The sequence below is a fragment of the Herbaspirillum sp. CF444 genome (assembly GCF_000282135.1).
Taxonomy (GTDB): domain Bacteria; phylum Pseudomonadota; class Gammaproteobacteria; order Burkholderiales; family Burkholderiaceae_D; genus Herbaspirillum.
The window spans coordinates 38631-56407 of the sequence record NZ_AKJW01000118.1; the positions used below are offsets into that span (position 1 = coordinate 38631).

Genomic DNA, 17777 nt, shown 5'->3' on the forward strand with positions numbered 1-17777 from the left:
CTGGCTCCGGGAATGAATTAGTGACCTAAATAGACGTCGATAACCTTCGGGTCAGACTGCACCTTGTCCATGCTGCCTTCGGCGAGGATTTTTCCCTGATGCAGCACAGTCACCTTGTGCGCGATGCTCTTGACGAAATCCATGTCGTGCTCGATCACCACCACCGAGCGACCCTGGCTGATACGACCCAGCAGTTGCGCGGTCTTTTCGCGCTCGGACACGCTCATGCCGGCGACCGGTTCGTCCAGCATCAGCAGCTCCGGTTCCTGCATCAGCAGCATGCCGATCTCCAGCCACTGCTTCTGGCCGTGCGACAGCAGGTCGGCCTGGGTGTACAGATGCTGGTCGAGGAAGATCTCCGCCGCCACCGACTCGACGCGCGCCACCACGTCGGCGGTGCGCTTGAAGGTCAGCGCGCCGAACACCTTGCGACCGCGCGGGAAGGACATCTCCAGGTTCTCGAACACGCTGAGGTTTTCGTAGATCGACGGCGTCTGGAACTTGCGGCCGACGCCGACTCGCACGATGGCGTGTTCGCTCATCTTGGTCAGCTCGTGGTTGTTGAAGCGGATGCTGCCCGAGGTCGCCTGCGTCTTTCCGCAGATCAGGTCCAGTACGGTGGTCTTGCCGGCGCCGTTGGGGCCGATCACCACGCGCACTTCATTGCGCTGGACGTACAGGTTGAGCTTGTCGACCGCCTTGAAGCCGTCGAAGGAAACCGTCAGGTCCTCTATCGCCAGAACTGGATGGTCGGTCGATTCGAATCCGATGGGTGCGTTGCTCATTTGCTGGCCTCCAGGTTGGCGCCGTCGAGATGGATATCGGTCGAATCGGTCTTGGCTACGGCTTTTGGCTTCACCGGTTCGGGTGGTGTTGCTTTTTTACGGGACAGTTTCGCCATCAAGCGCTTGCCCTGTTTTTCATACACGCCGGCCAGGCCGTTGGGGAAGTACATCACCACCGCGATGAACAAACCGCCCATCAGGAACAGCCACAGCTCGGGGAAAGTCTCGGAGAAATACGTCTTGCCGAAGTTGACCAGCAGCGTGCCGTACACCGCGCCGAGCAGCGACATGCGACCGCCCACCGCGGCGTAGATCACCATCTCGATCGACGGCACGATGCCGACGAAGGACGGCGACATGAAGCCGACCTGCAAGGTGAACATGGCGCCGCCGATGGCCGAGAACATCGCCGCCACGCAGAACACGAACACCTTGAAGCTGGCGACGTCGTAGCCGGAGAAGCGCACGCGCTCCTCCTTGTCGCGCATCGCCATCAGCAGGCGGCCGAGCTTGGAGGTCAGGATGTAGCGACCGAACAGGATGCAGGCGAACAGCAGACCTGCATTGACGAAATACAGGATCATCTTGGCGCTGTCGGTGCGGATATCCCAGCCCATCATCGTCTTCAGATCGGTGATGCCGTTGACGCCGCCGGTCAGGCCCTGCTGGCCGATGATCAGGATCGACAGGATCGCCGCAATCGCCTGCGTCACGATCGAGAAATACACGTCGCCGACGCGGCGCTTGAACATCGCCATGCCGATGATCAGCGCCAGCAAGGTCGGCACCGCCAGCACGGCGAGCACGGTGAAGCTGAAGCTATGGAAGGGCTGCCACATCGCCGGCAGCGACGTGATCTGGTTCCAGTCCATGAAGTCGGGGATGCCGGGCGTGGACTGGATCTTGGTGCTGATCGGGTCCGATGCTTCCAGCTTCAGGAACATCGCCATGCAATAGCCGCCGACGCCGAAGAACACGCCCTGTCCCAGGCTCAGGATGCCGCCGTAGCCCCAGCACAGCACCAGGCCGACGGCGACGAAGGCGTAGGACAGATATTTGCCGACCAGGTTAAGACGGAAGATATCCAGGCCCAACGGAAAGATCACCAGCAACAGCACGCCCAGTATCAGCAGCCCGGCCAATCCGGATCTGCCGCCCAATATTTTTTCGTATGCTGCATTCATTGTCGAACCTCGCGGAGGAGAAATCTGAAAGACGTCATCACTTACTTGCGCTTATTTGCGCTTATTTGCGAACGCGTACCGAGAACAGGCCTTGCGGACGTAGCATCAGGATCAGGATCACCGCCGACAGCGTCAGCACCTTGGCCATCGAACCGGTCAGGAAGAACTCGGCGGTGGACTGCGTCTGCGCAATCGAGAAGGCCGAAGCAATCGTGCCGATCAGGCTTTGCGCGCCGCCGAACACCACCACCAGGAAGGTGTCGACGATGTACAGCGAGCCGCTGGTGGGACCGGTCGAGCCGATCGTGGTGAACGCCGCGCCGGCTACGCCCGCCACGCCGCAGCCAAGAGCGAAGGTGGTGCGGTCGACCTTGCGGGTATTGATGCCGACGGCGCCGCTCATGACGCGGTTCTGCATCGTGGCGCGCACTTGCAGGCCCCAGCGCGAACGGAACAGCAGGATGAAGATGGTGCCGGTCAGCAGCACCGTCAGCGCCATCATGAACAGGCCGTTGATCGGGATGTCGATGGCGTCGGTCGGCTTGAAGGAGCCGAGCAGCCAATCCGGCAGGGTCGCGCTGACTTCCTTGGCGCCGAAGATCGAGCGGAAGGTCTGCTGCATCGCCAGGCTCAGGCCCCAGGTCGCCAGCAGCGTGTCGAGCGGGCGTTTATAGAGACGGCTGATCAGCAGCAGCTCGGTGAGATAGCCGAAACCGTAAGCGACCAGGAAGGACAGCACCACCGCGCCGAAAAAATAGTAAGGCTGCAGGCTGGGCGCATAGGTCGTGGTCAGATGCGACAGCAGATACGTGATGTAAGCGCCGATGGTCAGGAACTCTCCGTGCGCCATGTTGATCACGCCCATCTGCCCGAAGATGATCGCCAGGCCCAGGGCCATCAGCAGCAACACGCAAAACACCGACAGGCCGTTGAAGCCTTGCATCGCGAAGATGGCGAAAAATTCGGATAGAGAAACCATGTTGACTCCCGCCCTGAGTGATGAAATGAAAATGCATTTTCTAGATGCCGCAACGACGTGAAAACTACATGGGCGGCAACGCCCGCATGTCACTACAGACGCCGCCGCTTTGCTGCCAACAAATCAGAATCCATTGACCGCTGCCCCCTCACCGTCGTCCCAGCGCACGCTGGGACCCAGTGACGTTGCGCGCCTCACCGCTGCTCGCTGCCCACCTGTTACGACTGTTACGACGCCGGGTCCTGACTTTCGTCAGGACGACCGAGAAATGATCAGCAGTGCTTATTGGTAACCCTTGGGGAAAGGATTCGGCTCGATCAGATCGGACTCGTAGATGACCTTGAACTGACCGTCCTTCTGCGCTTCGCCGATGCGGGTCTTGCTCCACAGGTGATGGTTGGCGTGGACCTTGACGTAGCCTTCCGGCGCAGTCTTCAGCTCAAGTCCCGGCGAGGCGGCGACCACCTTGTCGACGTCGAAGCTGCCGGCTTTTTCAACCGCGGCCTTCCACAGCCACGGGCCGAGGTAAGCTGCCTGCGTGACGTCGCCGATCACCGAGTTGGCGCCGAACTTGGCCTTGAACTCGGCCACGAATTTCTTGTTGTTCGGGTTGTCGAGGCTTTGAAAATACTTCATCGAGGCGTAGAAGCCTTCGACGTTTTCGCCGCCGATGCCTAGCATTTCATCTTCGGTCACGGAGATGGTCAGCAGGTTCTGCGTCTTGGCGGTCACGCCGGCTGCCTTCAATTGCTTGTAGAACGCGACGTTGCTGCCGCCGACCACGTCGGCAAAAATCACATCCGGCTTCTTCAGCTTGATCTTGTTGATCAGCGAGCCGAACTGGGTGTTGCCGAGCGGGTAGTACTCTTCGCCGACCACCGAACCCTTGAGCACGTTTTCGATGTGCTTGCGGGCGATCTTGTTGGAAGTGCGCGGCCAGATGTAGTCGGAACCGATCAGGAAGAAAGTCTTGGCCTTCTTCTCTTTTGCTACCCAGTTGAGGCCGGCCAGCACTTGCTGCGTGGCTTCCTGGCCGGTGTAGAAGACGTTCTTGGATTGCTCCAGGCCTTCATAGAAAGTCGGGTAGTAAAGCAGGCCGTTGTCTTTTTCGAAGACCGGCAGCACGGCCTTGCGCGAGGCAGATGTCCAGCAGCCGAACACGGCGGCGACGTGATCGTTCTCGAGCAGCTTCTTGGCCTTTTCGGCGAAGGTCGGCCAGTCGCTGGCGCCGTCTTCCTGGATGATCTTGATCTTGCGGCCGAGGATGCCGCCCATGGAATTGATCTGGTCGATGGCCAGGCGTTCGGCCTGGATCGAACCGGTTTCGCTGATCGCCATGGTGCCGGTGGCCGAATGCAACTGGCCGACGGTGACTTCGGTGTCGGTGATGGCCAGCTTGGTGGTATTGACCTTGGCGGTCGGGAACTGCTGCGCCATGGCCAGGCCCGGGAGCGCCATGGCAGCACCGGCGGCACCGGCGACGATGCCCATCATGATCTTGCGGCGTTGGGATGAAGGCGGTTTGGAAGAGGAACGGTGCGACATGCGGTACTCCTTTCGAGCGTTATTGGTTGTTGTGCTGGTCAGAGAAAGTCAGGGAACTCACAGAGCTTCGAAACGAGTGGAAAGACCGGCCCATTGCCATCGCATGACCACAGCGTGGCGCTGCATCGCATGCGAGTTTTTCTCCCTGCCGGTTGTTCTTTCCGTTCGTTCTGGGACGAAGAATAGGTTTTGCGATGCGGCGCAACAATACGTTGTTTGACGTAAAAATCTGCGCATGCCGGGCGTGGAAAAAACCGCCCGGCCGCACAGCTTTCGCTCATGCGCGGCATGGTATTGGTGCGTTTTTCCGGCGACGCTTTCTCCGGGCGCTTGACAGCAGACCGCAAGGACGCTGCGTTTTGGTGAATCAGGCCGGAAGCGGCGTTCCGGCATACGTCATTTGACGTATGCCCTCACATACCGATTGGTTTGAAAATTGCTTTCACGGAGCGGCAGTCGCAAGGATGTTGCTCTGCCCTGCAAAGGGTTTCGTCCTGCCGGCATGTTGCACGGCGGACGGCAACGGCCTCAGCGATACTGGCCGCCACCATGAACGCGAGCAAAATGTGACCAATCCCGCCATACAACGCATCGTCAAAGTCCGGCGCGACTACAACACCTGGGTCGCCAACGAGACGCTGGAAGACTACGCGCTGCGCTATACGCCGCGCTCGTTCCGGCGCTGGTCGGAGTTCCGTCTGGCCAACACGGCGCTGGGCGCGACCTCGTTCCTGGCGCTGGAAGCGATCAGTGGCGCGATCACGCTGAGTTATGGATTTACCAACACCTTCTGGGCGATTGCCTGCGTGGTGGTGCTGTTCTTCCTGACCGGTCTGCCGATCAGTTATTACGCCGCCAAGTACGGCGTCGACATGGACCTGCTCACGCGCGGCGCCGGCTTCGGCTACATCGGCTCGACCGTCACCTCGCTGATCTACGCCAGCTTCACCTTCATCTTCTTCGCGCTGGAGGCGGCCATCATGGCGCAGGCCATCGAAATCTATTTCGGCCTGCCGCTGGTGTACGGCTACGTGCTGTGCTCGCTGATCGTGATCCCCATGGTGGCCTACGGCATCACGCTGATCAACCGCCTGCAGATGTGGACGCAGCCGGTGTGGATCGTGCTGCTGACGCTGCCTTATATCTGCGTCCTCTATAAAGAACCGGAAGCGCTCACCAATCTGATCACCTTCGCCGGTCGTGCCGAAGAAGGCGGTTCGTTCAACATCTATCTGTTCGGCGCGGCGGCGACGGTGGCGTTTTCGCTGATCGCGCAGATCGGCGAGCAGGTCGACTTCCTGCGCTTCCTGCCGGAGAAAACACAAGCCAATCGCGGCCGCTGGTGGACCGCGCTGCTGCTGGCCGGGCCGGGATGGATCTTGCTGGGCGGGGCGAAGATGCTGGGCGGCGCGCTGCTGGCCTTCCTCGCGATCCAGCATGAAGTGCCGATGGGCAAGGCGGTGGAGCCGACCCAGATGTATCTGATCGGCTATCAGTACGTGTTTTCCAATCCGGCGCTGGTGCTGGGTGCGGTGGCGCTGTTCGTGGTGGTGTCGCAGATCAAGATCAACGTCACCAATGCTTACGCCGGTTCGCTGGCATGGTCCAATTTTTTTGCGCGGCTGACGCACAGCCATCCGGGCCGCGTGGTGTGGCTGGTGTTCAATGTGCTGATCGCGGTGCTGCTGATGGAGCTCGGCGTCTTCAATGCACTGGAGCACGTGCTGGCGCTGTACAGCCTGGTGGCGATTTCGTGGATCGGTGCGGTGGTGTCGGACCTGGTGATCAACAAGCCGCTGAAGCTGAGCCCGGCGCACATCGAATTCAAGCGCGCCCACCTGTACGACATCAATCCGGTGGGCGTCGGTTCGATGGCGATTGCGTCCATCCTCTCGGCCATTGCCATGGCCGGCGTGCTCGGCAAACTGGCGGCGGCGATGTCGCCGTTCATCGCGCTCGGCACGGCCTTGCTGGCTGCGCCTCTGATCGCCATCGCCACGAAGAGCCGCTATTACATTGCGCGCAAGGACACGCTGGCGGCGCACGAAAATAAGTACGCGTACAAAGAACACGGCCACCAACATGCCCAGCTCGACTGCGTCATCTGCGGCAATCAGTTCGAGACTCCCGACATGGCGCATTGCCCGGCCTACCAGGGCGCGATCTGTTCGCTGTGCTGTTCGCTCGACGCCCGTTGCAACGACCGCTGCAAGACGCCGGCGGCGCGCCTGCCGAACCAGGTGTTCAGCACCTTGCAAGCACTGCTGCCGGCGCGCTTCACGCTCAAGCTCAACACCCGCATCGGCCATTACCTGATCGTGTTCGGCCTGATCTCGGGCGGGCTGGCGGTGGTGCTGTGGATGCTGTACTTCCAGCAGATGGCGGGCATCTCCGGCCTGACGCCCAGCGGTCCCGATTCCATCCAGAGCATTTTCATCAAGCTGTTCTGCACGCTGCTGGTATTGATCGGCGTCGGCTCGTGGTGGCTGATCCTGACCAACGAAAGCCGCAGCGTCGCGCATGAAGAATCGGAACGCCAGACCAATCTGCTGCTGCAGGAAATCGAGGCGCACAAACAAACCGACGCCGAACTGCAACGCGCCAAGGAAGCCGCCGAATCCGCCAACCTCGCCAAGAGCCGCTTCGTCACCGGCATGAGCCACGAACTGCGCACGCCCCTGAACAGCATCCTCGGCTATGCGCAGATCCTGCATGTCGATGCGACGATTCCGCCGGCGCGCAAGGACGCCATCGCGGTGATCCGGCGCAGCGGCGAACATCTGCTGAGCCTGATCGACGGCCTGCTCGACATCGCCAAGATAGAAGCCGGCAAGATGCGGCTGGCCTCGGACGAACTGGCGCTATCGGAATTCCTCGAACAGATCGCCGGCATGTTCGCGCCGCAAGCCGAGCAAAAGGGCCTGAGCTTCCGCTTCGAGAAAACCGGCCGCATTCCGCACATCGTGCACGCCGACCAGAAGCGCCTGCGCCAGATCCTCATCAACCTGCTCGGCAACGCCGTCAAGTTCACCGACCGCGGCGGCGTGACGGTGCGCGTGCGCTACCTGCGCGAGATCGCCTACTTCGACATCATCGACACCGGCATCGGCATTGCCGACGACGACCTCGAACGCATCTTCCTGCCGTTCGAACGCAGCAATGCCGCCAACCTGCGCGAAGACATCGGCACCGGCCTGGGACTGGCCATCAGCAGCATGCTCACCCATATCATGGGCGGCGAACTGGCGGTCAAGAGCAAGGTCGGCAGCGGCAGCAGTTTCCACCTGAAGATCTATCTGCCGGAAGTGCACGTGCCGCGCCCGCGCCTGAAACTGGAAGACCAGATGTCGGGCTATATCGGTCCCTCCAAGCGCGTGCTGGTGGTCGACGACCAGGCCTCGCAACGCCTGCTGCTCAAGGAGATGCTGCTGCCGCTGGGCTTCGAGGTGATCGAGGCCGACGGCGGCATCGCCTGCCTGGAAGAACTGGCGCACCGTACGCCGACGCCGGACCTGGTGCTGCTCGACATCGCCATGCCGATGATGGACGGCTGGTCGGTGGCGCGCGCCATCCGCGCGCGCGGCCTGGCGCAGCTGCCGATCATCATCGTCTCGGCCAATGCTTTCGAAAGCGGACACGAGCGCGGCAACGAACGCAGCAACGATGGCGGCGATCCGCCTCTTTATAACGACTTCGTCGTCAAGCCGGTGTCGTACAGCGAATTGCTGTCCAAGATAAAACAGCAGCTGCGCATCGACTGGGTATCCTCGCCCGGGACATCGGAATCGGCGCCGCCACCTTTACCGCCATCCGCTCCTGAGAAAAAAATCGTCACCGCCCAACCGATGATGCTGGTGCCCTCGCAGGAAAAACTGCAGGCGCTGCTGGAGCTCGGCTCCATCGGTTACGCCAAGGGCATCATCAGGAAACTCGACGAGATGGAACAACAGAATTCCGCTTACCTGCCCTTCACCACGGAACTCCGGCAACTGGTCAAACAGTTTCGCCTGAATGAATATGTCACCCGCATCAAGGAGATGATTCGTCATGATGTCAACAACGTCCGATAGGCATGTCGTCCTGATCGTCGACGACAAGCCCGACAACCTCGCCATGCTGTCCGATTCGCTCGACGAGAGCGGCCACATCGTGCTGGTCGCCACCGACGGCATCAGCGCGCTGGAGCGGCTCGACTACATCACGCCGGACCTGATCCTGCTCGACGCGATGATGCCCGGCATCGACGGTTTCGAAACCTGCAAGCGCATCAAGCTGATCAAGAGCGTCAACCACGTGCCGGTGGTGTTCATGACCGGGCTGACCGAAACCGAACACGTGGTGCGCGGCTTCGAAGTCGGCGGCATCGACTACGTCACCAAGCCGATCAAGCCGCAGGAAGTCGTCGCCCGCATCGGCGCCCACATCAAGACCGCGCGCATGATGTCGCAGGCGCGCGGCATGCTGGAACACGCCGCGCACGCCGTCATCGTCCTCGGCGGCAACGGTCTCTCGCTGTGGCAGACCAGCAAGGCATCGCTGTGGCTGGAAAAATATTTCCCCGTCGGCGTCAATGCGAACGCCAGCCACAAATTGCCGGCGATGCTGCAATCCTGGCTCAACGAAAGCCTGGTGCGCCAACGACAGAGCATGGGCGGCGGCGACATCCGTCCGCTGGTGATGACGCAAGGCGACTGCGAATTGCGCATCGCCCTTTCGGCTGCCGGACAGGGGCACGAAATCACCCTGCTGCTGGAGGAAAAAAACATCGCTGCCGCCACGGCCACGGCGTCGATGCATCCTGCGGCCGGCAGCGAACCCGCAGCCAATCCGCTCGCGCTGGAAAGTTTCCACCTGACGCCGCGCGAAAGCGATGTGCTGATGTGGCTGGGCAAGGGAAAAACCAACCGCGACATCGCCGACATCCTTGGCATGAGTCCGCGCACGGTCAACAAGCATCTGGAACACATCTTCGTCAAACTCGGCGTGGAGACCCGTTCGGCAGCGGCAGTGATGGCGAACGGTGCGCAGCAGACGCCGAGGAGCGGCAGCGGGCTGTTGCAATAGATCTGCCCCCAGAATATGGCGCCTGCAAGAATGCAATGATCGGCTACGGTAACAGCCCCGACCTTCTCTCGCACCAGCGTCCGATCAAACTCATCCAAGAATTTTTCTGTGCTCTGGCCATGGCCTTCCGGATTCCGGCCACCGCGAAAACGATTCCTTCCATTGATGACGATATGCCGCGCCTTCGCGTGAAAAGTGGCGGTCGATGGCTGCCGCCGGAGCGATATACGGCTGCGCCTGCATGGACGCAGGGCAGCCGTCGTCCGGGCGACACAGATGGGCTCAGGCGGACGGCAGGACGTGCAGCATGTCTTCCGGCTCCGGACGGTGGGTGTAGTCGGGATTGACCTCGGCGTACAAAATAGTGCCGTCCTGTGCTACCACATAGCGCGCCGGCATCGGCAGCGTCCAGCTGTCGTCGCCGTTGAACGTCGGCAGGTCGTTCTTGAGCATCTTGTACAGGTCGACCAGATAGTCTGGCAGGGCAAAACGCAAACCGAAGGCAGCGGCGACGTCGTTGTGCGTGTCGCTCAGGATGGGGAATCCCAGATTGTTGTTGCGCATCGACTTGCGGCTGTTGGGCGCCGTCTGCGGCGAGATCGCCACCAGGCTGGCGCCGGCTGCGCGAAACGCGGGCAGCGTTTCTTGCAAAGCAAGCAGCTCCATATTGCAATAAGGGCACCAGACGCCGCGATAGAAACTGAGGATCAGCGGACCTTGCGCCAACAGATCGGCGGACGACACCGACTTGCCGTCGGGATCGTTGAGCGTGAACGAGGGCGCTTTATCGCCTGCCTTCAATGCACGGCCGGCCTGGCCGGAAGCGATCAGTTCGGCGGTGGCGCGGGCCATGATCGGATGGATTGCGGCGGGCGCGTTGTAGGGTGGCTTGCCGGCGACGAAATCGGCTTTGAAGGCGTCCAGTCTGGCTTGCAATGTCATGATGATTCTCCTGGTTGGGGATCGCGGAAGTGCAATCGACGGATGCATCTTCTGCCAATCGGGCAGGCCTGAGAACGCAGGCGCACGGCATATGATTCATTCCAAATTGGAATAAACTATGCTCCTGACGCACAAAACCACCAATCATCGCGTCACGACAAATTCCAGGGAGGAATACAAATGGACAGGCTGAATGCGATGGCAACCTTCGTCAACGTGGTCGAATCGGGCTCGTTCTCGGGCGCCGCGCGCCGGCTGGAAGTAGGCCAGCCGGCCGTGTCGAAGACGATCGCGCAGCTGGAAGAACGCCTCGGCGTGCGCCTGCTGCTGCGCTCCACGCGCGGCCTGACGCCGACCGAAGCAGGCCAGCGTTTTTACGAACGCGCCCTGCGCGCCATCGAAGAAGCCGACGCAGCCGAACGCAGCGCGCGCGATGCCGGCACCGGTTTGTCGGGGCCGCTGCGCATCTGTGCGGCGGTGACGTTTACCCGCCTGCGCATCCTGCCCTACCTGCAACCCTTCCTCGACCTGCATCCGCAACTGAGCCTCGACATCGTGCTCGACGATCGCCATATCGACATGCTCGAAGAAGGCATCGACGTTGCCCTGCGCATGGGTTCGCTCACCGACTCCGGCATGACGGCGCGCAAGATCGCGCAGAGCCCGCGTTCGGTGGTCGGCACGCCGGCCTACTTCGCCAGACGCGGCGTTCCCGCCACGCCGGCCGATCTGGGTTGCCATAGCGCCGTCATCTACGGCCGGGTCGGCGGCGGCAGCTGGGAATTCCGGCGCGGCAGCACCGAAGTCTCCGTCGCCGTCAGCGGCCGCATCAGGGTCAACGCCGCCGAAGGCGTGCGCGCCGCGGTGCTGGCCGACATGGGACTGGCAATTTCGTCGGAATGGATGTTCGAACCGGAACTGGCCAGCGGCGCATTGCAACGCGTGCTGACCGAGTGGGAATTGCCGCCGGTCGACTTGTGGGCGGTGTATCCGGGCGGACGCATGGCCAGCGCCAAGGCGCGGGCGTTTATCGCCTATGTCGAGGAACTGCTGTCGGCCCGATAGGAAATCTTATTTGCCGCTTTTACGCTGCACAGCCTTGAACGCCTCCGGCGTCCACGGCCGTACGGCCATGATGAAGCTGGTGCCGAAACGCTGCTCCAGCGGCAATTCCAGATCCTGATGATGCAGCGCCGAGAACTCGGCGCCCAAGCGACGCATGTGCTGCTGCACGACTTCATTGCTGGCGTGCGACAGCATGCCGCTGACCATCATCATCTTTTCACCCTTGCCGTCGAAGCGCGAATTGAAGAAATCATTCTTCAACTGCGCGCGAAAATACTGCTGGATGGGGCCGCCCGGCAGCCATTGGAAATCCGGCGCCACGCGCACCCTGATCTTGTTGTTGGGCAGCAGGTCGATGATGCCCAGCTTGTCCAGGCGCGCCAGCAGGCGGATGCATTCGGCCTTGGTGAACGCAAAGGCTTCCACGATCTCTTCCAGCGTCCAGTGATTGACCGCATGCACGGCGATCAGCAGCAAGCGCGGGTCGGCGACCAGCTTGCTCTCCTGCTCCCGCGTCAGTTGCACCGGCGTGACCGACTCGTGCGCGACCATGCGCGCCAAGTCGCTGATCTGTATGTTCAGCAGCGAGCAGACCTGATCGAAACGTTCCAGCGTAAAACTCTTTTCGGCGAAGACGCGTTTGACGCTGGCTTCGCTCAGGCCCAGTCCTTTTCCCAATTTGGCATAGGTCACGCCGCGCGCCTTCAATACGTTTTTCAATGCGCCGATGAGCGCGTCTGCCTGGGCCATGTTGTTCTCTCTGTGCGATGCAATGCGATTGAAGTATCGAATTTCGATACTTAATTCATAATTTTTCGATTCTACCAGCATTCATGACCCATTTTTCAATACCTTTGCTACAGTCCGTCTGCGCTCAACGGAAGCGCATCCCGACAACATCACAGAGAGAACAACATGAACACATCACCACTGTCCTTCGTCCGCACCCTTGCACTGAGCTGCGCATTGTCTTGCACCCTGCTGTCCAATCCGGTCGCCGCGCAATCCACCGCCAGCGACGCCTCGGCGATTTCGGTCGTGGCGTCGGTGGTTGCGCCGGCGATGTTCATCTCCGAAGGCGGCGAATACCTGGTCAAAGGCGTAGAGGCATCGGGCAAGGGTTCAGTGTATGTACTGGAGAAGATCGGCACCGGCGTGCGCGGCTCGGTCACCGTGAGCGCCAATGTCAGCGGCGCCGCTTCGGTCGGCGTCGGCGCCAGCATCAAGGCCACGGCGACATCGGCCGGCATGCTGCTGGTCAGCGCCGGACAAGTGCTGGCGATCATTCCCAATGAACTGGGCAAGGCGCTCATGAAGAGCAAGAAGATTTCCTGATAGTCGCCCGTCACACCATCACGCCATCACAGAGAGCACAACATGCATAAAAAATTCTTGCTCGCCGCCGCCACTTCCTTCTGCTTGCTGCTGCCGACGGTCGGTCATGCCGGCCAGGGATGCGAACAGAAACCGCCCACCGAGAACATGGTCGCCAAGGGCATCACACTGGCGGTCAAGACCGTCGGGCAACTCGACGCCAGCGGCGCCGACGTTGTCGTCATCGGCCGCGTCGGCCAGGACCTGAGCAAATACAAGCAGCACTATTCGCACATCGGTTTCGCCTACAAGGACAAGGGCAGCTGGACCATCGTGCACAAGCTCAACGAATGCGGCACGGCGGTCAGCAATATTTACGAGCAGGGGATGGGACAGTTCTTCCTCGACGATCCGTTCCGCTTCGAAACCGCGATCGCGGTGCCGACGCCGGAAGTACAGCAACGCCTGCGCGCCGTGCTCACCGATCCGCAAAAAGTGCTGGCCGAACACACGCCGAGCTACAACATGCTGTCCTACGCATGGAGCACGAAGTACCAGCAGTCCAATCAATGGGTATTGGAAACGCTTGCAATGGCGCAAGAGTCCGCCATCCGCAATCGCGAGCAGGCGCAGGCGTGGCTGAAGTTCAAAGGCTATGAACCTACGGTGCTGAACCTTGGTCCGATGACGCGTCTGGGCGGAAGGATGTTCAAGGCCAACATTGCCTTCGACGATCATCCCAACGAGAAACGTTTCAGCGATCGCATAGAGACCATCGGCGCAGATTCTGTATTCGCTTTTCTGGAACAATCGGGAATGCAGCTCGCGCGCATCGTTGTCAATCTCTGATCGGAACATCGGCAACGCCAGTCAGGGAGCGGATTTGCGAAGAAATGCACGACGCGCTGCGGGCATTTCTTCGCGTCTCGTCTGGCGTCTCAGTTAGACGATCTCTTTATATCAGTCATTCTATTTTCGGATAACGCTGAAATATCTGGTTGCAAAACAAAACTCCGATCCCAGATCGGTACTGAGCCCGAACGAACCAACCCCGGTTTCACTTCACGGCTTCACTTTTTGCCTTATTTGCATCAACCATTTACTCAGAGAGAATGAAATGAACATCGCTAAAATTATCGCCGCTACCGCCCTGATCGCCGCCGCTGGTTCCGCTTTTGCAGAAACCCAATATCCGGTCGACCAGCCTTTCGTGTCCACCAAGAGCCGCGCTGAAGTTGTCGCCGAACTCAAGCAAGCCGGCGGCGATCTCGGTCGCAAGAACTATCAGGAAACCTTCAACCCTGCACCTGTCGCATCGGCCAAGACCCGCGCCGAAGTCGTGGCTGAGTTGGGCAAAGGCGGCGACATCGCCCGCAACAACTACATCAACACCACGCACTAATCGGTTGCAGCACATGCCGATGACAGATGGTCCGCCCCCGGCGTAATGCCGCCGGCGGACTATCTTTGTTGACTGTTCCTTTTCGCTTTCCTGCGAGGCTGCCGCGCAAGGTCGCCGCGGATCATGTCGTCCATTTGCGATCGATCTGTGTTGCGCTGTTCTCCCGGGTCTGATTCTGCACGCCCTTCCTCACTGCTTTTTCATCTCCGTTTTCGCTCCTTCCTTTTGCCGTTTTTGTTTAAGCAAAGTCGTAAACAGTCGTTCCAAATCTCATGCAATATTTTTATACTTGCTGTTCCGCGAAGACAGTCTGCACATCCGTTCACGCCGAAAAAATCCGCTGACGATTTGTGCAAAAATTTGCCGATGGCAAATCGCGGGCGCGCCAATAAAAGTGTGATACATTCACCGACTTGCTCCACCTGGATTCGGGGAGTTGCACCCCCGGCTTTGGTTATAACCGGCAACCCTTATAAGAATAATCGACGATGAAATCGAACAACCCGGCCGACAAGGCTGCTGCCCACGCAAGCATGTTTGCGCAAGACATCAGCCTGGCATGTCCGCATTGCGGACAGCTCATGTTGCAACTGTCTCCGGACGCGCGTCCGATACAGGAAAAGAAAGTGGCGTGCCCATCGTGTTGCAAACAAAGCAAGATGGCAAAACTGAAAACCAGCAGCGGCGATACTTATCAACTTTACATCCGCCAGATCGATCCGAACGCGCGCATCGGCGTCTACAGTTACAAAAAATAAATTATTTCCCGCCGGACCAAAACAAAAGCCCCGCACGTCGCCGTGAGGGGCTTTTTGATTTTGCAGGGCAAAAAAATAACACCGACATGTGAGTAGATTCGCGCCGCCCAGTGCTATCTGCAAAGTGGCCGCGCATTTGAATCTGCTCACATGTCGGTGCTGCCGACATGAGGACGATGCCGCGGGAGTAAGCACCATCCTGCTTTCCTTCGATTTCACAACAACACCGCAAATCATGAAGCAAAGGGGAGAGATTCCACTATATCGCTCTTGCCTCTGCGCATCAAAGAATCAATCCAAGTATGCATGCTCGGATTTGTCATGATCAGGCGGCGTCGCGCTCTTCCTTATCCACATACTGTCCGGCCGCATCCAGGAGCGGCGCCAACAATACCGCCTGCCGCAACAGCTCGGCAATGGTGCCGGATTCAAACAGCACGCCGCGCAACGGCAAACCCATGGTGGAAATATTGCCAGACGCTTTGCCGTCGATGCCGATCACCGCCAGCGTCTGTGGATCGGCATCGATCCCGAGGCCAAGCGCGCTCGGGCGCACATATCCTTTTTCCAGCAATCGCGCCGGCAAGGGCTGGTCGCTCACGCGCTTCCATACGTATTCGAAACCGGTGCAATTGATGACGGCGTCGCTGCGCAAGGTCGTCTCCAGCGATCCGCCGCGCAAACGCACCCAGACATCGAGCCTGCCGTCCGCAGAGGATTGCACCGCAGTCGGCGTACCAGTATGCAAATGCAAGCGACCGCTGGCCCGCACCGCCTCGAAGACCGCGGCGCTCGGCGGCGGCACGCGATGCAGGAACATATCCCAATAGGCGCGCACGTGACGCATGAAACGCTGTCGCTCGACCAGTGAAGCACCTTGCCACAGACGCGTCAGATGCGGCCGTACTGCGAGTACAACGCGCTGCCAGTCTTCACCCGCAGCCTTCGCCCTGGCGATTTGCACGCGCACTGCGCGCAGCACTGCACGCGCGGAGACCGGCGCCGCGACATCGGTAAGAAATTCCGGCCAGGCCTGCGTCTCGCTGCGACCGACCGGCACCAGCCCGCGGCGCGAGACAACCTGGTAGTTGCCGCGATAGCCGCGTGCTTCCAGCGACACCACGGCGTCGATCATGGTCAGGCTGCTGCCGACCAGCAGCACATCCTCGACGTTCTTCAGTTTGTCGAGTGCTTCCGGATTCCATGGATCGGCAAGATAACGCCCGTCGTCGTGCAGTGCCTGCGCAACGGCAAAACCCGGCCGCGCCTTGAATACGCCGGGCGCCAGCAAGACATGGTCGGCCAAGAACTCGCGATGCGCATCGACCTTGATGCGCACCCGGTTGTGCTCCTGCACGATGTCGTCGACGCGTGCGAGCACATGCTCCAGTTCGACCCCAGGTGCCGCGACATTCAATGCTTCGGTGAGCTCGGCGCGAATGTAGTCGCCATATAGCCAGCGTGGCGCGAAGGCCAGCAGCCCATCGTCAAAATCGCGCCAGCCGGAGCGATTGGCGCGCGCCTGCAGCCAGTCGGCAAAATGATTGGCGTCATCCGGTCGCAGGCTGAACGCCTTGGCCGGCCCGTTCAGGCGATGGCTGAAATCAGTAGTGCCATAGGCGACGCCGCGTCCCAGTTCCGGATTGGGATCGAAGAGGCGGATCAGCAACGGCGTACGCGCCTGGCGGATCAGACGAATCGCCGCCAGCGTGCCGGACATGCCGCCGCCGATGATGGCCACTGAGCGCGGCACGGTTTCAATACGAGACATCGCCGCCCCTATTCGACGCTGTGCGCGACGACAGGCTGTCCCTCGACGCCGACCGAGGGCTTGCCGTCGGGACCGACCGGCACATCGCCGACCAATGTGATGCGATACAGCTGACGCTCGAAATCGGTATCGTAAATATCCACCGGCGCCAGATGCGCGGTCGAACGGTTATCCCAGAATGCCAGCGAACCTTCTTCCCATTTGAAGCGCACCGTGTATTCCGGGCGCACCACGTGCTCGAACAGCAACGCCAGCAATTGCTCGCTCTCGCGCGGATGCAGGCCGACGATGTTCTTGAGGAAACCGGGGCTGACGTACAGCGCCTTCTCGCCGGTTTCGGGATGCACGCGCACCAGCGGGTGATGACTGACCAACGGCGTCGCCGCCACCTTGTTGACGAAGTCTTGCGTGGCGCGATTGCCTTCGGGCGGCGTAAAGCGATGTTCGCCCTGCAGGGTGTCGACGAAGGCGCGCAGCGTCGGCGACAGTCCCTGATAGGCAGCGACCAGGTTGGTCCATTGCGTGTCGCCGCCATACGGCGGAATCGCCACGCCGCGCAAGATCGATGCGGCCGGCGGATTGATCGCGGCGGTCACGTCGGTATGCCAGCCGGTCCACGGGCGCACCAGACGCGGACCGTCGAAACGATTCTTGAAGCGGTCGCGTCCGACTGAATAGATTTCCGGATGGCCCGGCTCGTAGCCGAACACCGGATGACCGACCGTCAGATCGCCGAATTGTTTGCCGAACGCCACATGCTGCGCATGGTCCAGCGCTTGATCGCGGAAGAAGACGACTTTCCATTGCAGCAGCGCTGCACGGATCTCCGCAATGGTCGTGGCATCGAGCGGCGTACGCAGGTCGACGCCGGAGATCTCGGCGCCGATGTGCACTGCCTGCGGCTTGACAACAATCTTTTCGTAAATCGGAACAGTCTTGCCTGCAATCGCGTTCATGTTGCCTCCGGT

General features: G+C 60.5%; 15 protein-coding genes. 7 read left to right on the plus strand and 8 right to left on the minus strand.

The annotated features are described in order from the left end of the window. Nucleotides 1-17: 17 nt before the first annotated feature. From urtD to urtA, 4 genes are all read right to left on the minus strand, one after another. Entirely contained in the window at nucleotides 18-785 is a 768-nt protein-coding gene (gene urtD, locus PMI16_RS24370; protein WP_007884565.1) for an urea ABC transporter ATP-binding protein UrtD, read from the minus strand. Continuing rightward, a complete protein-coding gene (gene urtC / locus PMI16_RS24375; protein WP_007884571.1) occupies nucleotides 782-1969 on the minus strand; it encodes an urea ABC transporter permease subunit UrtC in 1188 nt (395 codons plus the stop codon). The genes urtD and urtC overlap by 4 nt, the downstream gene beginning before the upstream one ends. Nucleotides 1970-2030: 61 nt before the next feature. Continuing rightward, entirely contained in the window at nucleotides 2031-2948 is a 918-nt protein-coding gene (gene urtB, locus PMI16_RS24380; RefSeq protein ID WP_007884573.1) for an urea ABC transporter permease subunit UrtB, read from the minus strand. Nucleotides 2949-3230: 282 nt separating this feature from the next. Then, nucleotides 3231-4493 (minus strand): urea ABC transporter substrate-binding protein, encoded by a 1263-nt coding sequence (gene urtA / locus PMI16_RS24385; RefSeq protein ID WP_007884574.1) that lies wholly within the window; start codon nucleotides 4491-4493, stop codon nucleotides 3231-3233. Nucleotides 4494-5059: 566 nt separating this feature from the next. Between urtA and PMI16_RS24390 the strand changes: the two genes are divergently transcribed. Both PMI16_RS24390 and PMI16_RS24395 read left to right on the plus strand, forming a co-directional pair. Then, nucleotides 5060-8563: a hybrid sensor histidine kinase/response regulator gene (locus PMI16_RS24390; protein WP_034382204.1), complete on the plus strand. Its 3504-nt coding sequence runs from the start codon at nucleotides 5060-5062 to the stop codon at nucleotides 8561-8563. Then, on the plus strand, nucleotides 8541-9557 hold the full coding sequence (locus PMI16_RS24395; protein WP_007884577.1) for a response regulator transcription factor: 1017 nt from the start codon (nucleotides 8541-8543) through the stop codon (nucleotides 9555-9557). Before PMI16_RS24390 ends, PMI16_RS24395 begins: the two co-directional genes overlap by 23 nt. 282 nt (nucleotides 9558-9839) lie before the next feature. Here PMI16_RS24395 and PMI16_RS24400 read toward each other — a convergent pair whose 3' ends face one another. After that, nucleotides 9840-10499, minus strand: a complete 660-nt coding sequence (locus PMI16_RS24400; protein WP_007884578.1) for a peroxiredoxin-like family protein — start codon at nucleotides 10497-10499, stop codon at nucleotides 9840-9842. A gap of 180 nt (nucleotides 10500-10679) precedes the next feature. Between PMI16_RS24400 and PMI16_RS24405 the strand changes: the two genes are divergently transcribed. Beyond that, the gene (locus PMI16_RS24405) at nucleotides 10680-11564 is read left to right on the plus strand and encodes a LysR family transcriptional regulator (RefSeq protein WP_007884579.1); all 885 of its coding nucleotides are present in this window, start codon (nucleotides 10680-10682) and stop codon (nucleotides 11562-11564) included. A gap of 6 nt (nucleotides 11565-11570) precedes the next feature. On the opposite strand, the gene PMI16_RS24410 is transcribed toward PMI16_RS24405, so the two are convergent. Beyond that, nucleotides 11571-12314, minus strand: a complete 744-nt coding sequence (locus PMI16_RS24410) for a helix-turn-helix domain-containing protein (RefSeq protein ID WP_007884580.1) — start codon at nucleotides 12312-12314, stop codon at nucleotides 11571-11573. Between the two features lie 165 nt (nucleotides 12315-12479). Between PMI16_RS24410 and PMI16_RS24415 the strand changes: the two genes are divergently transcribed. The 4 genes from PMI16_RS24415 to PMI16_RS24430 all read left to right on the plus strand — a co-directional run bounded on the left by PMI16_RS24415 (nucleotide 12480) and on the right by PMI16_RS24430 (nucleotide 15038). After that, nucleotides 12480-12899: a hypothetical protein gene (locus PMI16_RS24415; RefSeq protein ID WP_007884581.1), complete on the plus strand. Its 420-nt coding sequence runs from the start codon at nucleotides 12480-12482 to the stop codon at nucleotides 12897-12899. Between the two features lie 42 nt (nucleotides 12900-12941). Continuing rightward, complete coding sequence (locus PMI16_RS24420) at nucleotides 12942-13727, plus strand: DUF2145 domain-containing protein (RefSeq protein ID WP_007884583.1); 786 nt, start codon at nucleotides 12942-12944, stop codon at nucleotides 13725-13727. A 268-nt stretch (nucleotides 13728-13995) separates the two neighbouring features. Next, nucleotides 13996-14280 carry a DUF4148 domain-containing protein gene (locus PMI16_RS24425; protein WP_007884584.1) on the plus strand — a complete coding sequence of 95 codons (285 nt, stop codon included), beginning with the start codon at nucleotides 13996-13998 and terminating at the stop codon, nucleotides 14278-14280. 488 nt (nucleotides 14281-14768) lie between these two features. Beyond that, nucleotides 14769-15038: a hypothetical protein gene (locus tag PMI16_RS24430; protein ID WP_007884588.1), complete on the plus strand. Its 270-nt coding sequence runs from the start codon at nucleotides 14769-14771 to the stop codon at nucleotides 15036-15038. A 325-nt stretch (nucleotides 15039-15363) separates the two neighbouring features. Here PMI16_RS24430 and PMI16_RS24435 read toward each other — a convergent pair whose 3' ends face one another. After that, nucleotides 15364-16809, minus strand: a complete 1446-nt coding sequence (locus PMI16_RS24435) for an FAD/NAD(P)-binding protein (RefSeq protein ID WP_007884590.1) — start codon at nucleotides 16807-16809, stop codon at nucleotides 15364-15366. A gap of 8 nt (nucleotides 16810-16817) precedes the next feature. Beyond that, a complete protein-coding gene (locus tag PMI16_RS24440) occupies nucleotides 16818-17765 on the minus strand; it encodes a TauD/TfdA dioxygenase family protein (protein ID WP_007884591.1) in 948 nt (315 codons plus the stop codon). Nucleotides 17766-17777: the final 12 nt, after the last annotated feature.